The sequence below is a fragment of the Aedoeadaptatus coxii genome (assembly GCF_001553115.1).
GTDB classification, from domain to species: Bacteria; Bacillota; Clostridia; order Tissierellales; family Peptoniphilaceae; genus Aedoeadaptatus; species Aedoeadaptatus coxii.
This window is the reverse complement of record NZ_KQ960157.1, coordinates 69,527-91,484: the sequence shown is the minus strand read 5'-3', so window position 1 is coordinate 91,484 and position 21,958 is coordinate 69,527. Positions and strand designations below refer to the sequence as shown.

26 protein-coding genes are annotated in these 21,958 nt (G+C 49.6%); 20 read left to right on the top strand and 6 right to left on the bottom strand.

Translation table 11 applies throughout. From position 1 onward, the window contains the following. Nucleotide 1 precedes the first annotated feature (1 nt). From HMPREF1863_RS01265 to HMPREF1863_RS01245, 5 genes are all read left to right on the top strand, one after another. Complete coding sequence (locus HMPREF1863_RS01265; RefSeq protein WP_068366577.1) at nucleotides 2-196, top strand: CDIF630_02480 family spore surface protein; 195 nt, start codon at nucleotides 2-4, stop codon at nucleotides 194-196. A gap of 63 nt (nucleotides 197-259) precedes the next feature. After that, a complete protein-coding gene (locus tag HMPREF1863_RS01260) occupies nucleotides 260-802 on the top strand; it encodes a hypothetical protein (RefSeq protein ID WP_068366574.1) in 543 nt (180 codons plus the stop codon). Nucleotide 803: 1 nt separating this feature from the next. Continuing rightward, nucleotides 804-1,580, top strand: a complete 777-nt coding sequence (locus tag HMPREF1863_RS01255; RefSeq protein WP_068366571.1) for an NADPH-dependent oxidoreductase — start codon at nucleotides 804-806, stop codon at nucleotides 1,578-1,580. Beyond that, complete coding sequence (locus HMPREF1863_RS01250; RefSeq protein WP_068366568.1) at nucleotides 1,567-1,983, top strand: WapI family immunity protein; 417 nt, start codon at nucleotides 1,567-1,569, stop codon at nucleotides 1,981-1,983. Before HMPREF1863_RS01255 ends, HMPREF1863_RS01250 begins: the two co-directional genes overlap by 14 nt. 226 nt (nucleotides 1,984-2,209) lie before the next feature. Beyond that, a complete protein-coding gene (locus HMPREF1863_RS01245) occupies nucleotides 2,210-3,364 on the top strand; it encodes an MFS transporter (RefSeq protein WP_068366565.1) in 1,155 nt (384 codons plus the stop codon). 25 nt (nucleotides 3,365-3,389) lie between these two features. Here HMPREF1863_RS01245 and HMPREF1863_RS01240 read toward each other — a convergent pair whose 3' ends face one another. Beyond that, complete coding sequence (locus HMPREF1863_RS01240; protein WP_157065053.1) at nucleotides 3,390-3,797, bottom strand: Fur family transcriptional regulator; 408 nt, start codon at nucleotides 3,795-3,797, stop codon at nucleotides 3,390-3,392. Nucleotides 3,798-3,942: 145 nt separating this feature from the next. Between HMPREF1863_RS01240 and HMPREF1863_RS01235 the strand changes: the two genes are divergently transcribed. The 9 genes from HMPREF1863_RS01235 to HMPREF1863_RS01195 all read left to right on the top strand — a co-directional run bounded on the left by HMPREF1863_RS01235 (nucleotide 3,943) and on the right by HMPREF1863_RS01195 (nucleotide 11,215). Then, nucleotides 3,943-5,028: a metal ABC transporter substrate-binding protein gene (locus HMPREF1863_RS01235; RefSeq protein WP_068366562.1), complete on the top strand. Its 1,086-nt coding sequence runs from the start codon at nucleotides 3,943-3,945 to the stop codon at nucleotides 5,026-5,028. Beyond that, nucleotides 5,025-5,702 (top strand): metal ABC transporter ATP-binding protein, encoded by a 678-nt coding sequence (locus tag HMPREF1863_RS01230; RefSeq protein ID WP_068366559.1) that lies wholly within the window; start codon nucleotides 5,025-5,027, stop codon nucleotides 5,700-5,702. Before HMPREF1863_RS01235 ends, HMPREF1863_RS01230 begins: the two co-directional genes overlap by 4 nt. After that, nucleotides 5,683-6,486, top strand: a complete 804-nt coding sequence (locus HMPREF1863_RS01225) for a metal ABC transporter permease (protein WP_068366556.1) — start codon at nucleotides 5,683-5,685, stop codon at nucleotides 6,484-6,486. Before HMPREF1863_RS01230 ends, HMPREF1863_RS01225 begins: the two co-directional genes overlap by 20 nt. 107 nt (nucleotides 6,487-6,593) lie before the next feature. Continuing rightward, nucleotides 6,594-7,382, top strand: coding sequence for an MBL fold metallo-hydrolase (locus HMPREF1863_RS01220; protein WP_068366553.1), 789 nt, complete (start codon nucleotides 6,594-6,596; stop codon nucleotides 7,380-7,382). 11 nt (nucleotides 7,383-7,393) lie between these two features. Beyond that, a complete protein-coding gene (surE, locus tag HMPREF1863_RS01215) occupies nucleotides 7,394-8,152 on the top strand; it encodes a 5'/3'-nucleotidase SurE (RefSeq protein ID WP_068366550.1) in 759 nt (252 codons plus the stop codon). Continuing rightward, entirely contained in the window at nucleotides 8,145-9,074 is a 930-nt protein-coding gene (locus HMPREF1863_RS01210) for a DMT family transporter (protein ID WP_068366548.1), read from the top strand. The genes surE and HMPREF1863_RS01210 overlap by 8 nt, the downstream gene beginning before the upstream one ends. A gap of 39 nt (nucleotides 9,075-9,113) precedes the next feature. Continuing rightward, nucleotides 9,114-9,887 (top strand): hypothetical protein, encoded by a 774-nt coding sequence (locus HMPREF1863_RS01205; RefSeq protein ID WP_068366544.1) that lies wholly within the window; start codon nucleotides 9,114-9,116, stop codon nucleotides 9,885-9,887. Then, complete coding sequence (gene cutA, locus HMPREF1863_RS01200) at nucleotides 9,884-10,195, top strand: divalent cation tolerance protein CutA (RefSeq protein WP_068366541.1); 312 nt, start codon at nucleotides 9,884-9,886, stop codon at nucleotides 10,193-10,195. The genes HMPREF1863_RS01205 and cutA overlap by 4 nt, the downstream gene beginning before the upstream one ends. 192 nt (nucleotides 10,196-10,387) lie before the next feature. Then, on the top strand, nucleotides 10,388-11,215 hold the full coding sequence (locus tag HMPREF1863_RS01195) for a deoxyribonuclease IV (protein WP_068366538.1): 828 nt from the start codon (nucleotides 10,388-10,390) through the stop codon (nucleotides 11,213-11,215). Here HMPREF1863_RS01195 and glpK read toward each other — a convergent pair. The 4 genes from glpK to HMPREF1863_RS01175 all read right to left on the bottom strand — a co-directional run bounded on the left by glpK (nucleotide 11,191) and on the right by HMPREF1863_RS01175 (nucleotide 15,206). Next, nucleotides 11,191-12,684: a glycerol kinase GlpK gene (gene glpK / locus HMPREF1863_RS01190; RefSeq protein ID WP_198142689.1), complete on the bottom strand. Its 1,494-nt coding sequence runs from the start codon at nucleotides 12,682-12,684 to the stop codon at nucleotides 11,191-11,193. The two genes, HMPREF1863_RS01195 and glpK, sit on opposite strands and share 25 nt — an antisense overlap. A gap of 367 nt (nucleotides 12,685-13,051) precedes the next feature. After that, nucleotides 13,052-13,609, bottom strand: coding sequence for a chromate transporter (locus HMPREF1863_RS01185; RefSeq protein WP_068366531.1), 558 nt, complete (start codon nucleotides 13,607-13,609; stop codon nucleotides 13,052-13,054). A gap of 8 nt (nucleotides 13,610-13,617) precedes the next feature. Beyond that, complete coding sequence (locus tag HMPREF1863_RS01180; protein WP_068366528.1) at nucleotides 13,618-14,637, bottom strand: PTS sugar transporter subunit IIC; 1,020 nt, start codon at nucleotides 14,635-14,637, stop codon at nucleotides 13,618-13,620. Continuing rightward, a complete protein-coding gene (locus tag HMPREF1863_RS01175) occupies nucleotides 14,634-15,206 on the bottom strand; it encodes a chromate transporter (protein ID WP_068366525.1) in 573 nt (190 codons plus the stop codon). The genes HMPREF1863_RS01180 and HMPREF1863_RS01175 overlap by 4 nt, the downstream gene beginning before the upstream one ends. Nucleotides 15,207-15,269: 63 nt before the next feature. Between HMPREF1863_RS01175 and proC the strand changes: the two genes are divergently transcribed. The 3 genes from proC to HMPREF1863_RS01160 all read left to right on the top strand — a co-directional run bounded on the left by proC (nucleotide 15,270) and on the right by HMPREF1863_RS01160 (nucleotide 18,328). After that, a complete protein-coding gene (gene proC, locus HMPREF1863_RS01170; RefSeq protein ID WP_068366522.1) occupies nucleotides 15,270-16,028 on the top strand; it encodes a pyrroline-5-carboxylate reductase in 759 nt (252 codons plus the stop codon). Nucleotides 16,029-16,160: 132 nt separating this feature from the next. Further along, on the top strand, nucleotides 16,161-17,528 hold the full coding sequence (locus tag HMPREF1863_RS01165) for an MATE family efflux transporter (protein WP_068366519.1): 1,368 nt from the start codon (nucleotides 16,161-16,163) through the stop codon (nucleotides 17,526-17,528). A gap of 95 nt (nucleotides 17,529-17,623) precedes the next feature. Continuing rightward, nucleotides 17,624-18,328 (top strand): YwaF family protein, encoded by a 705-nt coding sequence (locus tag HMPREF1863_RS01160; protein WP_068366517.1) that lies wholly within the window; start codon nucleotides 17,624-17,626, stop codon nucleotides 18,326-18,328. Here the strand turns inward: HMPREF1863_RS01160 and HMPREF1863_RS01155 are convergent. Continuing rightward, nucleotides 18,297-18,914: a Crp/Fnr family transcriptional regulator gene (locus HMPREF1863_RS01155; RefSeq protein ID WP_068366513.1), complete on the bottom strand. Its 618-nt coding sequence runs from the start codon at nucleotides 18,912-18,914 to the stop codon at nucleotides 18,297-18,299. The genes HMPREF1863_RS01160 and HMPREF1863_RS01155 overlap by 32 nt on opposite strands. Before the next feature lie 88 nt (nucleotides 18,915-19,002). On the opposite strand from HMPREF1863_RS01155, the gene HMPREF1863_RS01150 reads away from it, so the two are divergent. The 3 genes from HMPREF1863_RS01150 to HMPREF1863_RS01140 all read left to right on the top strand — a co-directional run bounded on the left by HMPREF1863_RS01150 (nucleotide 19,003) and on the right by HMPREF1863_RS01140 (nucleotide 21,899). Continuing rightward, the gene (locus tag HMPREF1863_RS01150) at nucleotides 19,003-20,538 is read left to right on the top strand and encodes a YjjI family glycine radical enzyme (RefSeq protein WP_157065052.1); all 1,536 of its coding nucleotides are present in this window, start codon (nucleotides 19,003-19,005) and stop codon (nucleotides 20,536-20,538) included. Continuing rightward, entirely contained in the window at nucleotides 20,538-21,374 is an 837-nt protein-coding gene (locus HMPREF1863_RS01145) for a YjjW family glycine radical enzyme activase (protein WP_068366506.1), read from the top strand. The genes HMPREF1863_RS01150 and HMPREF1863_RS01145 overlap by 1 nt, the downstream gene beginning before the upstream one ends. Nucleotides 21,375-21,506: 132 nt before the next feature. Continuing rightward, nucleotides 21,507-21,899: an SdpI family protein gene (locus HMPREF1863_RS01140; RefSeq protein WP_068366504.1), complete on the top strand. Its 393-nt coding sequence runs from the start codon at nucleotides 21,507-21,509 to the stop codon at nucleotides 21,897-21,899. Nucleotides 21,900-21,958: the final 59 nt, after the last annotated feature.

Genomic DNA, 21,958 nt, shown 5'->3' with positions numbered 1-21,958 from the left:
TATGATGACTGAAAAAGACGTAAGACAAGAAAAAGCTGAATCCAGAAGAGAACAAGAAAACCAACACGAAAAAACTTCTCCCGCTTCCGATATCTACGGTAATATCGAAGGTAAAGATCCTGAAACCGGCGTTGAAATTCCGACGGATGAAGCCGTTGAAAAATCCATGGAATGGATGAACGAAAACGCAAAATAAATCGGGTAAGTAAAAAGGTACCGTTCGGCGGTACCTTTTCTTTTGATACATAAAGGGGTGACTATGGGCGAAAGGAAACGTCATTTTTATTACTACACAAGTAAACGGCCGGACGGCGACGGCGTTTTTTCTCTTTCCGAGGAAAAGCTCGCCCATTTGGCGCCGGGGGACGGGCTTTGGCTCGTGGGCGATGAGGCCGCGCTTTATACCGTCGAGGAGATTGTAGACGGCGCCCTGCGCTTAAAGCGGGAAGAGGTCGTCGGGCTTGAAGATTTCGGCGAAGAGGAATTCGGCACCGTATCGGAAGGGGACGGCTACCAACTCCCCGCCACTCGCCAGGTCAATGCTCTCATGCCCATGGGAAGACCCCTCGCCATGGAAGTGGAACATAAGGGCGACGGCAGCGGACCCGGGGAAATGGTCATCGAGCTTTACTCGAAGGAGGGCGACGGCTACATTAAGCGCTCCACCGACGACGATCTCGACGCCCTCATGGCCGATGCCTTTGAAACGCTGTTACGTCTGCAGTTGAAGACGCTGGAATCCACCGCCGAAATCGGTGAACTTTGGATCAAGTACTTAAAATACAAACAAGGGGGACGATAAAATGGACAAGTCCGTGTTTGAAACGGCGCTGAATCACCGCACCATTCGGGAATTTACAGAAGACAAAGTCGACGAAAAACTCATCGAGACGCTGAAAGAGGTGGCCAATCGCACGTCCACTTCCACGGGGATGCAGTCTTATTCTATTATTCGGATTGAAGATGAAAAGACGAGAAAGGCCATTGCCGAAATCGGCGGCCAGGAATACATTGCCCGTGCGCCGGAGCTTTGGATTTTCATCGTCGACGTGTACCGCAACAGTCGCATCGCCAGAGAACAAGGGGTGGAACTTGCTGCCGAGCGGGATGCCGATCGCTTTTTCCAAGGCTTTACCGATGCCGCCTTGGCCGCGCAAAATGTGACCTGCGCCATTGAAGCGGCGGGCCTGGGTGCGGTCTATTTAGGGAGCATTTTAAACGACGCGGAAGCTTTAATCGATCTTTTGGATTTGCCCGAGCTTACCTTCCCCGTAGTGGGTATCGGCTTCGGTAAGCCCAATCAATCGCCGCAACTCAAGCCGAGAATGGATATGGAACTTAAATTTTTCACCGATCGCTACCGTGAATTCGATCATTACATGGACGTTATCGCCGATTACGACGAGGAAATGCAGACCTATTACGATTTGCGCGATGCCAATCGCCGAGTGGATTCTTTTTCAAAACAGGTGGTAACCCGTCTTGAAAATGCCAGCGTCAATCGAGCCAATCTCGCGAAAATTGCGGAAAAACAAGGATTTCATTTAATAGGTGAGGAGCAAGATCATGTTGAATCTTAAAGAGGGAGAAAAAGAAGTCGCCGTCGAACTTTTGGAATACGAATATCCCCCGGGATGGGGCGCCGGTATGCCCTACGATACGGATTATATTATTTGCAAAATCCATGGAAGAGACGGAGACGATGAATTTGAGTTGGAAGACAGCTATTTCCGTTTTTCCGAAATCGAATCCATTTACGAAAATTGCGTCGAAATATTAGACGGCGAAAGCTACGGCTTTGAGGCGATCATCGAAAATCCGGATTTGGGATTTTACGTGGAAATCGAAGATGGCGATTTGGCAGTTCATTTCCAACTAGCGGGAGAGGATCTCTTTTCCGTCTGCGAACTTATGAATCCGGTGGAATTTCGGGAAATGGTGGATTCTATCGACGAAGATCTTCGTTCCATCGCCCGTATGTAAGGAATCAATATATAAAGTATTGACCGAGCCGCCCCTTCATGGGATAATGGAAACAATCGACGGAGTGCGATGCCCACTACTCCTAGCTATAAGTTTTTACTTAGAGTTGTTTCTTACTTACTGTTGCTTACCAAATATCGGAAGGGCATACCGTCGAGGCGACATTATGTCGCAGAAAAAGGTGACCAAAAGGTCATCTTTTTTTGTGACGATAAAAGGAGATTTTATGAAACGCAGCCATTACATCACCGCCCTCGCCCTTTACATGACCTATTTCGTTCACGGCATCGGCGTGTCCATTCTTTCCCAGTATAAGGAATCCCTCGCATCGGCGTGGCAGGCGCCGGGCATCGCCACGGTATTACAAGTCATCGCCGCCCTCGGCTTGGGGCGATTAGTAGCCCTTCCCATATCGGGCTATGTATCCGACCGATTCGGGCGAAAGACATCGGGGCTGATCGGCGTTTTTTTCTACGCCCTGTACTTTTTCGGCATTGCCGCTACGTCCTCGCCTAAAATGGCATACGGCCTCGCCGTCCTCGGCGGCATCGCCAATTCCTTTTTGGACACCTGCGTGACGCCGACGATTCTCGAAATTTTCGGGGAAAAGGGCGGCACCGCCAATATGTTTACGAAATTTTCCATGTCCATCGGTCAATTTCTCCTGCCCTTTATGATCGGTGCAGCCACGACCATGGCCTTTACCTATCGCGCCCTCTTTTATCTCATGGGCGGGCTCATCGCCTTGGACGGCATGGTCATCGCCTGCCTTCCCTTTCCGCAAACGAAAAAGGGAACGGCCTACACCTCCGAGCCCTTTGTATTTAAAAAAGAGGCCCTTCCCGCTATATTAATGGGCTTTACCGCCACCGCCACCTTTATTCTTTGGCTCAACTGCAATCAGGAATTAGGCGCCCTTTACGGCATGGCGGACCCGTCGAAAATTCAATCGTTTTATGCCTTAGGCACCATTGTGGCGATTTTGGCCACGGCCTTTGTCGTGTTGAAAAAATGGAGCACGGAAGATGTGTTAGTCGCCTATCCCATGATGTCGCTATTGGCCCTTGTCTTTATTTACTTTGTGAAAACGCCGCTTGCCCTCTTGGTCGCGGGCTTTTTCATCGGCTACGGCGGCGCCGGCGGCGTGTTGCAATTAGTCGTCGCCGAAGCCAACAGCTATTATCCGGATCACAAGGGGAAAATTACATCGGTAGTGATGATCGCATCATCCGTTGCCAATTACGCGGTGCTCGCCCTTGCGGGAAAGCTTACGGCTATGTCGGGAATCGATGCGCCACGCTATGTGGTGTTATTTAATATGGCCATTACGCTGGCAAGTGTCCTCCTCGCCATGCAGTTAAAGCACCAAAAAAGGGCATAAAAAAATCTGCCGCAGCAGATTTCTTCTATTTCTTATTTAAACAATCGGGGCAAATTCCCTCCAGTTGAAAACTGTGGCCCGTAATGGCGTAGCCCGTCGATTTTGCAATGTGATCGTCTAAATCCTTTAGCGGGCAATTGTGAATGGGCGTAAACTTGCCGCATTTCGAGCAGACGATGTAGTGATTATGTTCGTGGCCGTGGTATTCGTAATAGGTTACATCTTCCTGTTGAACCGAGGCCTCCAACAGTCCGACTTCCGTCAGCTGATTTAAAATGCGGTAGACTGTGGAAAGGGAAGCGGTCGTCTCATCTTTTACAACCTTATAGACATCCAAGGCGCACATGGGAACGTGGGCGCCTTTTAAAATGTCTAAAACCGCCAAACGCCCCTTCGTGGCTTTCAGGCCATATTGCCTTAAAATAGTTTCCATACCATACCCCCTTTCCTCTATCATAGAGCAAGCGGATAAAAAAGAATAGTTTTTCAAAAAAATAATCAAAAAACCCTTTAAATAAGAATCATTTCTGTTATACTAAAAAAGTAAATAATAACGATTTCTATTTAGGAGGCATATAATGAAATTCAGAAAAATTGCCATCGCCGTTTGCGCCTTGGCACTTTTAACGGCATGCGGCAGCAAACAAAACGCCAATGCCGATGCAAACTCCACCAACAATAAAGTGGAAGCGGAAGACAAGACGGAAAACAAGAAAGAAAACGGATTAAACATCGTTACGTCCACTTATATTACCAGAGATTTGGCACAAGCTATCGCCGGCGATTCCGGAAAAGTAACCTGCTTGATTCCCAAGGGACAAGGGGTTCACGGCTTCGAACCTTCTCCTAAAGACATGAACATGTTAAAAGAAGCGGATCTCTTTATTTATAACGGCGCCGGTTTGGAATCCTGGGTCGACACCGTTAAAGACACCATGGGTGAAGACGGTGAAGTAGTGGAAGCATCGAAAGGCATCGAACTTTTAGCCGGCGGCCACCATCACCATCACGACGACGGGGAAGAAGCCCACGAACACGACCACGATGCCGACAATCACGACCACGATCATGACGCCAACGCCAACGATCACAACCACGACGCGGCGGAACACGATCATGACCACGATCACGACGCCGAAGAACACGATCACGATCACGGCGGAAAAGATCCCCACGTTTGGATGTCCGTTAAAAACGCAAAACAAATGGCACAAAACATTGCCGATGCTATGATCAAACAAGATCCGGGCAACAAAGCAACTTACGAAGCCAACCTTGCGGAACTTAACAAAAAGTTAGACGCTCTCGATACGTCCTTTAAAGATGCTCTTGCAAAAGCAAAAACCAAAGACATCGTCGTCAGCCACGAAGCCTACGGTTACCTTGCAAAAGATTACGGTTTGCATCAAATCCCCATCGAAGGTATTAACTCCGAAAGCGAACCGGATCCCAAGGCCATGAAGGAAATCATCGAAACCATGAAGCAAAAAGGCATTAAATTTGTCTTTACCGAACCTCATGAAGATGACAAAATCGCCCAAACCATCGCTTCCGAAACCGGGGCTCAAGTTAAAGAATTGGATCCCTTGGAATATGAAAGCGACAAAAACTATATCGAACGTATGGAAAGCAACTTAAAGGTATTGGAGTCGGCACTGCAATGATGAACCTTTATCGTGTAGACGATGTGGCTTTTTCCTACGGGAAAAACCAAGTTTTAAAAGGAGTCAATCTCTCTGTTAATCAGGGAGATTTTCTCGCATTTATAGGAGCGAACGGATCGGGGAAATCCACGCTGATTAAATTGCTCCTGGGCATCGAAAAGCCCGGCAGCGGCACCATAACTTATAAAGGGGAAAAAGTAAGCGGACGCACGGATTTTTCCGGCGTAAGCTATGTGCCCCAGCTTATGGTATCCAGTTACGACTTCCCCATTACGATTTTTGAGCTGGTGGGCCTCGGCCTTTACGGGAAAAAAATAAGCAAAGAAGAAAAGCGGGATCGCATCGACGACGCCCTCGCTCTCGTCGGGCTGCAACATTTAGACGATCGCCTTTACGGCGCCCTTTCTGGGGGGCAAAGACAGAGAGTGCTTCTCGCCAAAGCCTTGATTTCGAGGCCGGACGTTTTAATTTTAGACGAGCCGACCACGGGAATCGATTTTAAATCGCGCAACGCACTTTACGAATTGCTTAACCATCTACACGACGAGCACAAGATTACCATTTTAATGATCACCCACGAAATGCACCTGATCGAAAACCTGGTAGACGAGGTTTATACGCTGGAAGGCGGAATCTTGGAAAGGGGGATGGGCTATGGAAATCTTTCAATATGATTACATGCTCCGGGCCATGGCCATCGGCCTTATGCTCGGTATTGTCATTCCCTCCATGGGGGTCGTCATCGTCAACCGTCGGCTCGCCATGATCGGCGACGCCCTTTCCCACGTTTCCCTCGCCGGGGTTATGCTCGGGCTTTTAATCGGCATTAATCCCATTTTAGGCGCCATTATTACCTGCGCCGTCGCCGCCTTTTCCATGGAATGGATTCGCCGCTACTTTCCCTCTTACGGCGAAATCTCCACGGCGGTGATTATGTCCACGGGGGTGGGTTTGGCGTCGATATTATCGGGCTTTGTAAAAGGGGGAGCGAATTTCGAGTCCTTCCTCTTCGGCACCATCGTCGCCATTACAAATTTTGAATTTTACACCATTCTCGCCGTATCCGTACTCGTCGTTATTTTTCTCTATAAAAACTACGACGCCCTGCTCTACCTTTCCTTCGATACTATATCCGCCCGCCTTTCGGGCATTAAGGCCGACAGACTTTCCGGCATCTTCGTCATCTTAACGGGGCTTACAGTAGCCATAAGCGCGCGCACCGTCGGGGTACTGATTATTTCATCTCTATTAGTGCTTCCCGTATCCTGCGCCCTTCAACTGAAACTGAGTTATAAAAAAACCCATATAGCCTCCGTTCTCTTTGGCGTCGCCTTTACGGAACTGGGCTTGGTCCTCTCTTATTATGGCGGATTGAAACCGGGCGGGAGCATCGTGCTCCTTAGCGTGGCGACCCTCGTCGCCATTATGATCGGACGGCAACTATTGAAAAAGAATTAAGAGTCTCCCGGAGGCTCTTTTTTCATTTTCCGGAGAACACCGAAAGCGTAAGCTTTACCAGAGGATCGCCTTTTTTTGTTATAATAGGCCGTGGAGGAAAAGTAAGTATGAAATTTTCTGCAATTGCCAGCGGCAGTACGGGAAACTGCCAGTTTATAGAAACTAATGAAAAGCGGATTTTAATCGATGCCGGCCTAAGCGGCAAGGCCATCGAACGCAACTTAAATATAATCGGCGTGGATCCCTCCACCCTCGACGGCATTTTCGTCACCCACGAACACAATGATCACGTCAAGGGCGTGGGGATTTTAGCGAGACGCTACGGCCTAGAGGTTTTCGCCAACGAAAATACGTGGCGAGCCATGGAGCGCACGGTAAAACGCATCGACGACCACAAGCGCCACGTCTTTCAATCGGCGGAGCCCTTTCACTTCGGCGATCTCACCGTCTACCCCATGCCCCTCTTTCACGACGCCGCCGATGCTTGCGGCTATGTGTTTTCGTCGGGAGGAAAGAAGATTTCCATTTTAACGGATACGGGCTGGGTGAATACATCCATGTTGGAACATATGGCGGGGAGCGACATCTATTATTTAGAGAGCAATCACGATTTGGAAATGCTTCAAAACGGGCCCTATCCCCGGGTTTTAAAAGAGCGCATCGCGTCCACCCGCGGCCACTTATCCAACGAACACTGTGCCGAGCTTTTGACGAGTCTCCTCGAAAAAAGACAGGAACACGTTATACTCGCCCATCTGTCTCAGGAAAATAACATCCCCCTTTTGGCGGCGCGCACGACCCGCGATACCCTCGCCGATCACCATATTCACGAAGGGGTGGATTTTTTGCTGGAAGTGGCAAAGCCCGACGACCCGACGAAACTTATCGAGTTATAAAGGAGATTGTAATGCGCATTTTATTGACCAATGACGACGGCTATTTTGCACCGGGGATTCGAACTCTGGCCAAGACCCTCGCCAAAGAACACGACGTGGTGCTCGTCGCCCCTGAAAAGGAACACTCCGGCCAAAGCCACGCCATTACCATTCACCATTCCCTGGTGGTGAAAAAAGTGGTCATCGACGGCCTTGATATCGACGCTTACAGCGTAAGCGGCACGCCAGCGGATTGCGTGCGGGCGGGAATTGATAAAATCGTGCCCTGGCGGCCCGATGTTATTTTTTCCGGCTGTAATTTAGGCTACAACGCCGGCATGGACATTATTTATTCCGGCACGGTGAGCGCCGCTTTGGAAGGCGTGCTTCTCGGCATTCCATCTGTCGCCGTGAGCGCCGAATGGGTGGACGGCGACGCCATGTTTGAAACCGCCGCCACCATCGGCTGCCGTATTTTTGAAAAGGTGAAAGATTCCTTTTTAAGCAATCCCGAGCCTACAGTTTTAAATATTAATGTGCCCTACTTGCCTGTAGACGAGGTAAAGGGTGTGCGTGTCGCCGACATCGGCGAAAACGCCTACGATTATTATTTCGAAGAAGAAGTGGACGGGGAACGCATTCTCTCTCTAAAAGGCCGCAGCAAAATGGAATTTAAAGAGGGCACGGATCGCTATTTCCTGAAACAGGGGTACGCTACGCTGACGCCTGTTATTTACGGTTCCGCCGATCTCGAAGTCATGGATCGGCTCACGAGTTGGTTAGATGAATAAGGGGCTTTCCAAAGAAACGAAGGCCGAGCTTTTACTCTTCGTCCTCGCCATGATTTGGGGCGGAAGTTTTGTCGCCGCTAAATTTTCCATGACGAGCTTCGATCCCTATTGGGTCATGGTGCTTCGCTACGGCTTGGGAACGCTCTTGCTGTGGCTTTGCTTTCCGAAAGAACACCGAAAATTAAATAAGCCCACCCTGGCCGGCGGCTTGGAAGTGGGGATTTTATTAGGCGCGGGAACGGCCTTTCAAATGGTAGGCCTTCAGTACACCACGCCTGCCAACCAAACCTTTATTATTGTAAGCTACGTTATCACCGTGCCCCTTTTAAATTTCGCGATTTCAAAAGTAAAGCCCGGTCGCCATATTTTAGTGGCGGCGGTTTTTACGGTGATCGGCGTCGGCTTTTTGACCCTGGGGCCCGGGACGGGCTTCAATATAGGCGACGTCATGACCTTTATCATGGCCCTTTTATTTGCCGTGCAGATTATTCGCATCGATTATTGGATGCCGAAAGTGACGAGTTCCATTATGTTTACGGCGGTGCAGTTTTTTGCGGCGACGATGATCTCCCTTGTTCTCTTTTTTATCAACGGCAGGGTCATGTACGCGGGGGAGGTGACGACGGCGGCCATTTTGGGCATGGTCTACATCGTGGTGCTCAACACGGCGGTGGGCTATGTTATTCAAAATTACGCCCAGCGCGACGCCTCGCCGGATAAAAGCGCGCTGATCATCAGCTCGGAATCCCTCTTCGGCACCTTCGCCGCTTATTTTTTCGCCGGGGAAGATTTCCCGCCGAAGAAGATCATCGGCTGCATTTTTATTTTAATCGGGCAGTTTTTTGCTCAAGTGCTTCCCGCCCTTAAAAAAATGCGAAAGGATAGGGCAATGTTTGATAAAAATTGGGAAAACGGGGTATAAGCTAACCGTACGATTGTTTATTTGAAAAGGAGATTACCTATGAGACAAAGCACATCAGATATTTTCAAAAAAATGTTTCCGAGTCTTTTAATCTATTTGGTTATATTAGCCGTTTATTCGCTCATTACAAAATCAATGGGCTTGGGAACAGATGCTATGGTGAGCATGCCGGAGCCGGGTCAATTTTCGCCGCCAAGTTTTAATACAAGCGCCGAAAGTATTTTAGCCATTATTTTACAATTAATTTATTTCGTCATGGCAGGTCTCATTGGCTTCGGCATCATCCTTTCCATTTACAGAGTCGCCCGCTATGGAAGCGACGTTAGTTTTGCCGATTATTTTTACTTTTTCAACGGGAAATGGTATAAAGCGTTCCTCACTTATATTGTGTCGGGCATTTTCACCCTTATTGGTATCGGCCTTCTCATCATTCCCGGCATCGTCTTTTCCATCGCCATGGTGCCCCTCGGCGCGGTAATGGGCGTCAATTACTTAAAAGGGGAATACGGCATTATGCAGTCTATCAGAGATTCCTGGAATCTGACGAAAGGCTTTAAGGGTATGATCTTCGGCCGATGCCTTATCGCCGGCATCATCGTCATGGTCATTGCCATCGCCTGGGCCTTTGCCTTTATGGGCATTAGCACCACAGGCGGCGTAGTGTCGTCTATTTCACAATCCGTTATAACGGTGATTTCGGGCCTTATTATGTATGTAGCGGTTATTGACAGTATCCGCGAACTCGTGGATCGAGGCGCCTTCGAGCGCATCGACAAGAGCGAAGAATCCTTAGAAGAGGGTGAAACGGTATGAGTTATTTAAAAGTTGAAATTTTCGTTCCCAAGAAATACGTTGTGGAATTGGCCAACGATTTAAACGAAGCGGATATTTTAAAAGAAGGCTGTTACGATTATGCTTTTTCCACCATGGAAGTGGAAGGCCACTGGCGCCCCTTGGAGGGAGCCAATCCTTTCGACGGCACGGTAGGGCAAGTGCAAACCAGGCCGGAAGTTAAAATGGAATTTCGCATTAAAGAAGAGGAACGGGAAGAAGTTCAACGGATTATAGACCGGGTGCATCCTTATGAGGTGCCCGTGGTCAATTACATTCCCCTGGCATAATGTGATGATTTTTCGAAAAGCTCTAAGAATTGTTTAACAACAAAGAGAGAAGTGCCGAAGGGCGCTTTTTTCTTGCTTCTTTTCGCTATACTATTACCGAATAGTAAGGGAAGGAAGGGATCGTCGTGCACGTAGAATATATTATGGTGGCGTTAATTATTATCATGATGTGGTTGCCCCAAAGGAGGTAGTATGCGAAAGATCGGATACCATACGTCGGTAACGAAGGGATGGGTTCAGGCCATGGAAGAGGTAAAGGGCTTCGGCGCCACCACCTTTCAATTTTTCTCGAGAAACCCCAGAGGATCGAAGGCGAAAGAATTGGATTACGAGGATCTGGCATCCTTTCAAAAATATAGGAGTGATTTCGGCCCGGTGATCGCCCACGGCGCCTACACCATGAATCCGGCATCGTCGAAGGAAGAGGTGCGGGAAAAGAGCATTGCGCTTTTGGCAGACGATATGGAGCGCCTCGCCGCCTTTCCCGAGGACACGGTATACGTCTTTCATCCGGGAAGCCACACGGGCGACGGAGTGGAAAAGGGAATTGAACGGATTGTTCGCGGGCTTAGTGTCGTAAAAGAAAAATTTCCCCACGGGAGAATTTGTTTGGAAACCATGAGCGGCAAGGGCAGCGAAGTGGGGAGCAGGCTCGAGGAGTTGCAGGCGATTATCGAAGGCGTCGCCGACGACAATCTGGGGATTTTACTCGATACCTGCCACATGTTCAGCGCAGGCTACGATCTTTCAAAACCCGGCGATGTATTGAATCAAATCGAGGACACCGTCGGCCTTCATCGGGTACACGGTTTGCATTTAAACGATTCCCTAATACCCTTCGGCGCAAAAAAAGATCGCCACGCTCCCGTAGGAGGTGGCGAAATTGGACTGGATAGTATTGTGAATTTTATAGGGCAATCTATTTTTAAAGATCTTCCTATGGCGCTGGAAACGCCGGGGGAAGGAGCGGATCATGAAAAGGAAATAGAAGCCCTTCAATCGGCATTGTCCTCCAGGTGAACGTCCATGGTCATTTCCACGGCACGAACCCAGCGGCTTCGCTCCTTCGAATAATCCATGCCCTTGGGCTCGATAACGCGCGCTTTTGAGGCGCGTTTTTTTATGTCCGAAAGATCCTTGTAAAGACCGGAGCCGATTCCTGCCATAAAGGCGGCACCTAAGGCCGTGGTCTCCACAAGTTCGGGGCGATGGACGTTTCGCCCGATTAAATCGGCGAGCCGCTCCATTAAATAATCGTTTTGGCTTACGCCGCCGTCGACGAGAATGCGGTCGTGGCCGCCGTCTAAATCTTTTTCCATGGCGTCGATAACATCGGCGGTCATAAAGGCGATGGCATCCAGGGCCGCCTTAATGAGGTGGGCTCTACCCGTGCTGCGGCTAATGCCGAAAATGGTGCCCCTCGCGTCGGCGTCCCAATAAGGTGTGCCCAGGCCTGTAAAGGCGGGAACGAAGACCAGGGGATTGTCCCCTTCCACGCTGCGCGCCAAAGGCTCCGTTTCACTTGCCGATTCGATGACTTTCAAATCATTTTTCAGCCATTCCATGACGCTTCCGCAGGCGAAAATACTTCCCTCCATGGCATAGACCGGGCCGTCGCCAATATCCCAGGCGTAAGACGAAAGCAAACCGTATTCGCTGAGAACCGGCGTATGGCCCGTGTTCATTAAAATAAAAGCGCCGGTGCCGAAGGTACTTTTGACCTCGCCCACTTCAAAACATTGCTCGCCGAAAAGGGCGGCCTGTTGATCGCCGATCATGCCCGTTACGGGAATGGACGTGCCGAAGTGAGAAGCCAAGGTAGTGCCGAAGGTATAGGCCGTCGGCTTTACCTCGGGAAGGCAAGCTCTGGGGACATTAAAAATCTCAAGAAGCTCGTCGTCCCAGTCCAGGGTGTGAATATTAAAGAGCATGGTGCGGGAGGCGTTGGACATATCCGTGGCGTGGACGCCGCCGGTTAAGTGGAAGAGTAAAAAAGAATCCACCGTGCCGAAGAGGATTTCCCCTTTTTCCGCCCGCTCCCTGGCGCCGGGAACGGAATCCAAAAGATAGCCGATTTTCGTGGAAGAGAAATAAGCGTCCACCTCGAGACCCGTCTTTTTCCGCACGATGTCGCCGTAGCCTTTCGCCTTTACCGCTTCGGCTCTGTCGGCAGTGCGGCGACATTGCCACACGATGGCCGGGGCGATGGCTCGGCCCGTTTGTTTATCCCAAAGAATAGTGGTCTCTCTTTGATTGGTAATGCCCATGCAGACCACATCCCGCTTGTCGATGTCCGCTTTGGCGAGGGCCTCGGCGACGACGCCGATGGTGGTGGATAAAATTTCCGAAGGATCCTGTTCCACCCAGCCCGGCTTCGGGAAGTATTGCTTAAAGGCTTTTTGTGCCACGGTGACCACGTGGCCGTCTTCGTCGAATAAAATAGCGCGGTTTGACGTGGTGCCCGCGTCGATTGCTAATATGTATTTCATGATTCACCTCTTTTCTATTCTATCAGTTTTCAGGGCGGGCGGTCATCAGAGAAAAGGAAAGATAATCAAGGGATTGAAAACGCAAAAAAGAGCAAAAGTTTTCGCGCAGGCCGCCGATTTTATTGTGCCGGCGTAAAAAGAACTATTTTGCATTGGTAAAAAATGACTTCTTCCATTTTTAACGTCGTGGCGCTTTCAAATCTATCTTTTTTCTAAGAGAAATGAAAATTTTGTCGTTTTGCGAGACATTATCGTTGGCGATATGTTACGATAGCTTCGGAGAAACAATTAAGCATGGGACTATCGAACAGACGATGATTCCAAAGCATTCAAAAAGGCGCTTCCTAAGGGAGGCGCCTTTTCTGTTTTAGATAATAAGCGGCAGACATAGTTTTAGGCCGATGCCCATTACCGCGCCGATCATAATGATGCGAATGAGATCGACTTTTTTGTAATAGAGGTAGCCGCCGACGATAAAGGTAATGAGGGCGACGATTTCAAAACTGCCGTCAGTAGGCCAAAGGGAATTTTTAAACATATCGTAAGAGGCGATAAAGATCAGCCCGATAATCCCCGCCTTAATACCCCGAAGGAGCATATCCATGAGGCGGAATTTTTTCTTTTTCGTAAAGAGGAAATAGGCGAGGGTGAGCATGATCATGGTCTGGGGCGCCGTAACGCCCATGGTGGCGACGATGGAGCCGGGCACGCCTGCCACTTGTGCGCCGACGAAAGTGGCGCTGTTAATGGCAATGGGGCCGGGGGTCATTTGGCTAATGGTAATCAGGTCGGTGAACTGGGTCATGGTGAGCCAGCCTTCCGTCTCCACAATGTATTGCTGAATCAGGGGAATGGTGGCGTAGCCGCCGCCGAAGGAAAAAATGCCGATCTTAAAAAATTCGAAGAATAGTTTGATTAAAAGCACGCCATCACCTAAATTTCCAAGGTCATGTCGCCGTCGTGAATCCAACCTTTCGATCGCATCAGGCGATAAATTCCATAGGACAATGCGCCGGGAAGGACGACGTGGAGCGCTGTGATGACGATTAAAAGTTTTCCGAACGGCATGGTGCCGGCCATGGTTTGTATGGTGCCGATTTGCCCCACGAGGCCGCTTGTGCCCATGCCGCTACCGAGAGGCGAGTTTTCCAATCGGAAGACGATGGTGGAGAGGGGAGAAAGGATGGCCCCTGCCAAGGTAGGGGGAATCCAAATCCGCGGATTTTTTACGATATTGGGCATTTGAAGCATACTGGTGCCGAGCCCTTGGGCGAAGAGCCCGTCGAAGCCGTTGTCCTTAAAGGAAATAACGGCGAAGCCGATCATTTGCGCCGAGCAGCCCATAGTGGCGGCGCCGCCGGCGAGGCCTGAAAGGGAAAGCATCATGCAAATAGCGGCGCTTGAAATGGGAAGGGTTAGGGCGATGCCCACGATGGTGGAAACGAGAATACCCATCAGGAGGGGTTGCTGTTCCGTAGCCGCCATGACTAAGCTTCCCACGCTTTCCATAAACCATTGAATAGACGGGCCCACGAGTTTTGCCACGAGCATCCCCGTCAGAACGGTGACCGCCGGGGTGAGCAAAATATCCACGCGCGTTTCCTTGCTGATCAACTTACCGCATTCCGCCGCGACGATGGCGGCGATGTAAACGGCAACGGGGCCGCCGATATCATAACTGCCGGCGCCGACGACGGCGGAGGCGAAGAGGACGAGGGGCGGTGCATCCAAGGCATAGGCGATGGAAATGGCGATGGCAGGGCCCGTCGCCTGTTTTGCCATGGGCCAGATGAAATCCGTCAAAAAGGAAATATGAAGTTGGGTTCCGACGGTATTTAAAATCGTGCCGATTAAAAGGGTGGCGAAAAGGCCGTAGGCCATGGCGCCTAAGGCATCGATGCCGTAAATCTTAAAGCCGGGATTGACGTGTTTTTTTCGGAGAAACTCTTTCACGAGCGATGACCTTCTTTCTTGTGATCTTCAAGCTTGGTGACGATAATGCCGCAAAAGCCGAGGAATAAAATAATAAAAGCGGTGTTAATATCGGTGAACATGCCGAGGAATGTGGCGATAATAATCATGACAATCGAAAAATTCCGATCTTCGTGCATGGCGCGCTTGCCCATGCGCCAAGTGGTTAAAAAAAGAACAGCCGAAATAATGCCGCTAATGCCGACGAGGGCGGCGTTGACGTAAAAATTTTCGCGGAATTGTTTATAGGCCAGATTAATCGAAAGAATGATGACAAGGCAGGGCAAGACGCTGGCGAAAAGACAGGTAGCCGCCCCCAAAGGTCCCCGTAAACGATAGCCCGTTAAAAGGGAGCAGGAAATGGCCATGGCCCCCGGCCCCGATTGGGCGAGGGCCACGATGTCGAGCATTTCGTCCTCGTCGATAAGTTGTTGGTGCTCTACAAATTCATCGCGAATAATGGGTACGATGGTGTAGCCGCCGCCAAAAGTAAAAGTATTAATTTTTAAAAAGGTTAAAAATAATTTCCATAAGGATATACGCTTCTCCATGCACAACCTCCTAGGAGATAGTATACTGTAATTAGAAAACTGCTTCAAGAAAGGGTGGATTATATGAACATTGGTATTATCGGCCTGGGCAATATGGGCCGGGCATTTTACGATTTGTTTTTAAAGGCGGGCCACACGCTTTTCGTCGCTTGTCCTCATGAAAAAGACATAGCTACATTCCAAACACGAGACAATCGGGAAATCGTCGATCGCTCGGATATTATCTTTTTAGGCGTCAAGCCCTATATGGTGAAATCCGTTATGAAGGAAATCGAAGATAAAATCGAAGGGCAGACCATCGTCTCCATGGCGGCCGGGGTCAATCTCGAATCTCTCCGCGCCATGGCGCCGACGGAAAAAATTATTCGCGTGCTGCCCAACACGCCCATTACCGTAGGTAAAGGGGTCATCGCCTACACGCCGGGTTACGATATGAGCGATGAGGAAAAGGAAAATTTCGAAGCCCTCCTCGCTCCGGCAGGTCTGATTATGGAAATGGACGAGGGGAATTTAGATATTGTCACCGCCCTCGCCGGCGCCACCCCCGCCTTTGTCGCCATGATCGTGGAAGCATTCTCCGACGGCGCCCTTCAGTGCGGCATGAAACGGGCGGACACTTACAAAATCGCCGCAGCCGCCATAGCGGGAAGCTGCGAACAGCTTCTTCAGGAAGGGCTGCATCCCGGCCAATTGAAAGATAAAGTGTGTTCCCCCGGCGGCGCCACCATCGAAGGGGTTCTCGCCATGGAACGTGCCGGCGTGCGCGGCGCCCTTTCCGATGCTATGATCGAAACGGTACAAAAAGGAAAATCTTTAGCATAATTTAAAAAAATTCCTGAAATATAAGGAAATTAGTGTTACAATAACTTCTCAAGATAGATGATAAGTAGTGAACGGCACCGTGTCCCGGCTGGTGTCGTCCTTTGAGTGTTTATAAAAAGAAAGGGTTGGTGTATGAAGCGGGAAAATGTAGATCTGACAGAAGGCAGTATTTGGAAAAACCTGTTGACCTTTACGCTACCCCTGCTCTTCTCCGCTTTATTACAGCAACTTTATAACACTGCCGACCTTTTAATCGTCGGACGTTTTGCAGGGAAAGTGGATATGGCCGCCATCGGAGCCTGCGGCGCTATCACCCTTTTAGTCGTGGCGCTTTTTATGGGGCTTTCCACCGGGACATCGGTTCTCGTCGCCCAATATTACGGCGCTAAAAACCGCAAGGAACTTTCAAAAGTAGTCCACACCAACTTCGCCATCGCCATTTATGGTGGTGGTTTATTGTCGATTATTACGATTATTTTTTCCCCCGTGTTTTTGAAATGGATCGCCACACCGCCGGAAGTTATGGGCCCCGCCACGAGCTATTTGCGCATCGTCTTTGCCGGCATGGTGCCCGTCATGTTGTACAATATGGGTTCGGCGGTTTTAAGAAGCGTCGGCGACAGCGTGCGTCCCTTTAACTTTCTAGCCGTATCCGCCTTTTTAAACATTATATTAGACTTGGTTTTTGTCGGCATTTTCGATATGGGCGCCGTAGGGGCGGGCATCGCCACAGCTTTCGCCCAATCGGTATCGGGTATTCTCGTGACCTACAGCTTAATTAGAACCACGGACATTTACAGATTACGCTTCAAACGGATTCGCTTCCACAAGGACAGCTTGCGGGATATTTTTGCCATCGGGTTACCTGCCGGCATTTCCGGGGCCATGATCGCCCTTTCCAATGTTATTATTCAGGGCCAAATCAATGTATTCGGCGCTCAAGCCATTGCCGGCGCCGCCTCCGCCAATCGAATCGACGGCTTCGTCTTTACATCACTGGAAGCTTTCGCCCTTGCCATTACGACCTTTGTCGGCCAAAACATCGGTGCGCGAAAGCCCAAGCGTCTTTCGGCGGGCATTAAGACATCCTTACTGATGACGTGGGTCTTTGTCGCCGTCGTATCGTCTATTCTCGTCTGCTTCCGCTACACCTTTATGAGTGTATTCAGCGCCGATCACGGCGTCATCTTTTACGGCGCGAAAATGACGGTAACCTTGGCGCCCTTTTACGTGGTGTTCTCTACTACAGAGGTGCTTTCCGGCGCCATTCGGGGAAGCGGCACTTCTATTCCTGTCATGATCATTACGCTCATCGGCATGTTTATTATTCGCCTGGGTTGGATCGTCGTGGCCATGCCCGTCTTTAACAACATCGACACCATTTACTGGAGCTATCCCATTAGCTGGATCGCCACCTTTATTATGACGGTGATTTATTTCCGACTAGGTAAATGGCGCGCCGATTTACCGGAAGGGGATATTGAAGAAACAGTCGAATAACATTTGCTGAATCTTAACATCTTCTCCACAAAATTGTCACCGTCACCGTAAAAAACTATGTTAAACTACCCGAAAAAAGAAAGAGGAATTAGTTTATGACCTTAAAAGAAGAGTATATTTCCTTCTTGGGACCGGGCCATTTTGTTTACTTAATCGGCTTTTTGGTCGTGCTTTACTTTTTAATGCGCAAGCGGGAAACCATTCGCACCCACGCCAATCGGGCGGATAAAATCCTCGCCGGGATTATTATTTTTCAACAAATCTTAATGTACGGAACCTACGTGTTCCACTACGATTTCATTTTATCGGAATCCTTGCCCTTACATATTTGTCGAGTGGCGAGTCTCGTGATTTTAGCCTATCTTTTTACGAAAAAGCGGACGCTCTACATTATCGGCACGGCCTTCGGCTTTTTCGCCCTGTTGAGTTTCGCCTATCCTTTGGAAGTGACGCCTATTAATCACCCCATCGGCCTCAGCTTTTTTATCAGCCACACGGTGAACCTCCTCTTTGGCCTCTACGGCCACATTACCAGGGGCTTTACCATTACCCACAAAGATATACAACCGGCCCTTAAAGCCTTTTTTGCGTACTTCGTGTTTACCTATCTCGTAAATCCGTTGGTCGACGGAAACTACTTTTATTTCAGAGAAAAGCCATTGGTCGGCGATATGCCCGATCTCTTATACGTGCCCCTTTGCCTGGCCGTCTCCTGTCTCCTGATTATACTCGGCATGAAATTCCACATCTTTATCGATCGCCACGTGGTTAAATCCGATGAAAAATACCGTCTATCCTAGCGATGTGTTCTTCGTCGAGGACAACTTTGCCCCGCACACGCGTTAAAAAACCCTCATCTTCCAGTTCCTTTAAATAGCGGTAAAGGCTTCTTGGAGGAATGCCTAACAGATCGGAGAGATCTTCCCGAGTTAGAGGCAGGGTGTAGGGGAAGGGCTTTTGCGCCATTCGATAAAGAGTGTGGAGCAGGCGCTCCTTCCCGGAAAGATGTTTTTCACGGGCGCTGCGCCCCATTTCCTCTACATAAAGGGTGGAAATGTAGCGGAGCAGAAAGTCTAAAACCTTGCCGTCTTTAAAGAGGGCATCCTCCGGGGAAAGAGCGTAACAACTGCCCTTTGTCACGGCCTTTACACCGCAGAGAATCGGCGCATCGGCAAAAGATTCCACGAGGCCGAAACATTGAGGCGCCGCCATAAAGCTCTGCAAAATACGTTCCCCTTCCGTATCGTATCGGGAAACTTCCACCGTGCCCGATTCCAAAAACAAAATGGCGTATTGCTCGCTGTCCGGATAAAGGAGCATATCCCCTTTTTGAAACCGTCTGCGTCCGGAAAGCATTCCATTTGAAAAAAGCGTAGAAAAATCCATAAAGCCCTCCAAAAGATGCCATCTGGCATCTTTTTTTATTTTCATTCAGTATATACTATCCCTAGAAAAAGGGAAAGGGAGGCCAATAATGGAACGTTTTTTTAGTATTGAAAGTGTACGGGATGCGGTAAAAGCTATTCAGCAAGATACTGCACAAACTTATGGACAACAAACGTCTCGTCTCGCAAAAATTGCGGAAAATGTAATGGATTATCCGGTAAAGGGAGAGGATGCTTTTTACGAACTTTACGATAAGAGTGAAATCTGCGATTTAGACGAAGGCCACGCGCCCTATGCGCCTCGCTACATCCTTCCGGATTACGAAAAATACTTAAAAGAAGGCAGCGACTTTTTACGTATGGAACCGCCGAAGACGCTTTTAGAAGCGACTACGGCTCTCCTTGTCATGTACCACCACGTACCCAGCGTTACCCGCTTTCCGGTTTACATCGGCGCCCTCGACGATCTCCTCGAGCCCTTTGTACAAAAAACCGATCGGGAAGAAGCAAAGGCTATTTTAAAGAGCTTTCTGATTCAGCTGGATCGCACCGTAGACGATTCTTTCTGCCACGCCAATATCGGCCCTTACGAAACGGAAACGGGCAATATTATTTTAGACCTTGTGGCGGAACTTCAAATCGTAACGCCGAACATGACCCTTCTTTATGACGAAGACAAGACGCCCGATGCCTTTGCGGAAAAGGCATTAAAGACGAGCCTCGTCTGCGCCAACCCGGCCTTCGCCAACGATAAATACTACAGCAGCGATTTCGGCGATGTAGATTACGGCATCGCATCCTGCTACAACGCCCTTCCCAAACACGGCGGCGCCTTTACCCTGAGCCGCTTACGCCTCAATAAAATTGCGGAAGGCGCCGAAAGCGTGGACGCGTTCTTCGCAAACAACTTGCCCCGCGCCATCGACACCATGCTCCACTTTATGGAATCGAAAATCCACTATCTGGTCGAGGAAACCTCTTTCTTTAAATCCAACTTCCTCGTTAAAGAAGATTTCGTCGATCTCGACAACTTCGTCGGCCTCTTCGGCATGGTAGGCCTTGCGGAATGTACTCAAGAACTTCTTAAAAAAGACGGCGTCGATGCAAAATTCGGTATCGACGAATCGGCAGATGCCATGGGCATTCGCGTTATGGACTTTATCGAAGAACGGGTAAAGAACTTTACATCCGATTACAGCCCGGTATGGAACCATCGCTTTATGCTCCACGCACAAGTAGGGGCGGCAAACGATGAAGGTACCACGGCGGCACACCGTATTCCCATCGGTCAGGAACCGGATCTTTACACCCACATTCGCCAAGCGGCAAAATTCCAAAAATACTTCCCCTCCGGCGTCGGCGATCACTTCCCCTTCGACGAAACGGCGAAGCGCAACCCGAAGGCAGTTCTCGACGTATTTAAAGGCGGCTTTAAACTCGGCAACCGCTACCTTTCCGCTTACAACGACGACGGCGATCTCATTCGCGTCACCGGCTACCTCGTTAAAAAATCCGACGTGGAAGCCTTTAAAGCGGGCAAACAAGTAACTTACGATACGGCGCAATACGCAGCCGATCCCCTGACGAAATACGGCATCTTGGACCGAAAAGTCGAAGGCGTCTAATGTTATATGTCAACAAACTGATTCCCATGAGCGTCGTCGACGGTCCCGGGAATCGTTTTGCTATATTCTTGCAAGCGTGCAATTTTAACTGCATGTATTGCCACAATCCCGAAACCATTCACCGCTGCATTCACTGTGGCGATTGCATCGAAACCTGTCCGGTATCCGCCCTTTCCATGGAAGGCGAAAAAGTAGTGTGGGATCCCGTCAAATGTGTGGACTGCGACAAATGTATCGCCACCTGCACCCACGGCGCCTCGCCGAAAGTGCGGGCCATGGAAGCGGAAGAGATTTTAAACGCAATCGACGACGCCATGCCCTTTATCGAAGGCATCAGCGTCAGCGGCGGCGAATCCACTTTACAAGCGGAAGGGCTCATTCCCCTCTTTCGAGGGGCGAAGGAGCGAGGGCTCACGGCGCTCATCGACTCCAACGGCGGCATGGATTTTTCAAAAGGCGCCCTCAATGAACTGCTTCGTATTTCCGACGGCGTCATGTTGGATGTGAAGGCGTGGGATAAAGAGGATCACCGAAAACTGACGGGGCGAGACAATGACATCGTTAAACAAAACCTCGCTTATCTCGCCGAACATGGAGGGCTTGAAGAAGTGCGCCTCGTCCTTTTAGGTCATTTGGACAACGAGCGCACCTTGCGAGAAGTGGCGAGCGTACTGGGAGAACACATTGGCGACGTCGTCATTAAACTCATTAGCTACCGCCCCTTCGGCGTGCGAAAAGATTACGTCGACGTATTACAAGCGCCGACACGCGAAAAAAAGTCCGAACTCCTGGCATTGGCCAAAACATTCGGATTCAAAGAAGTTATCGATATTTAAACCTGCTGAAGAGCAGGTTTTTTTGTGTCTTGAATTGGCAAGCTAGAGGATTCACTGCCGAGGTCCACTTGACGCGACCATTCGATGCCACTAAAATGTGCTTGGAAAAATGTTTAAGAGAGGGGAGCGTCTATGGGTTTTCGTGTTCTTATGGCCTTTTCCGTGTTTTTAATTCCGGGGATCATGATCTGTTTCGGCCGCATCATGAGAGATCATTCGCCGAAAACAATTAACGCAGCCTACGGATACCGCACCGCCATGTCCATGATCAATCAGGATACATGGAACTATGCACAGGCCGCCTGCGCCAAGCGGTGGCGAATAGGGGGAAGAATTCTCGCCCTTTTTACATTAATGGTTTTGATCCTCGTTCTTCGCCATCCAAGGGGCGGGGAATGGATGGGTTACTATACCGCCTTTGAAACCGCCGTGCTCTTGGCCACCATCGCCGCCACGGAAATAGATCTGCGCCGCACCTTCGATGCAAAAGGCGCACGACGGATAGATAGAGACGGAGAGAAGTAGTAATCGCCGACATAATGTGTACGGAAATTCAGAATAATTCCTTTGAAAAGAGCCCACTA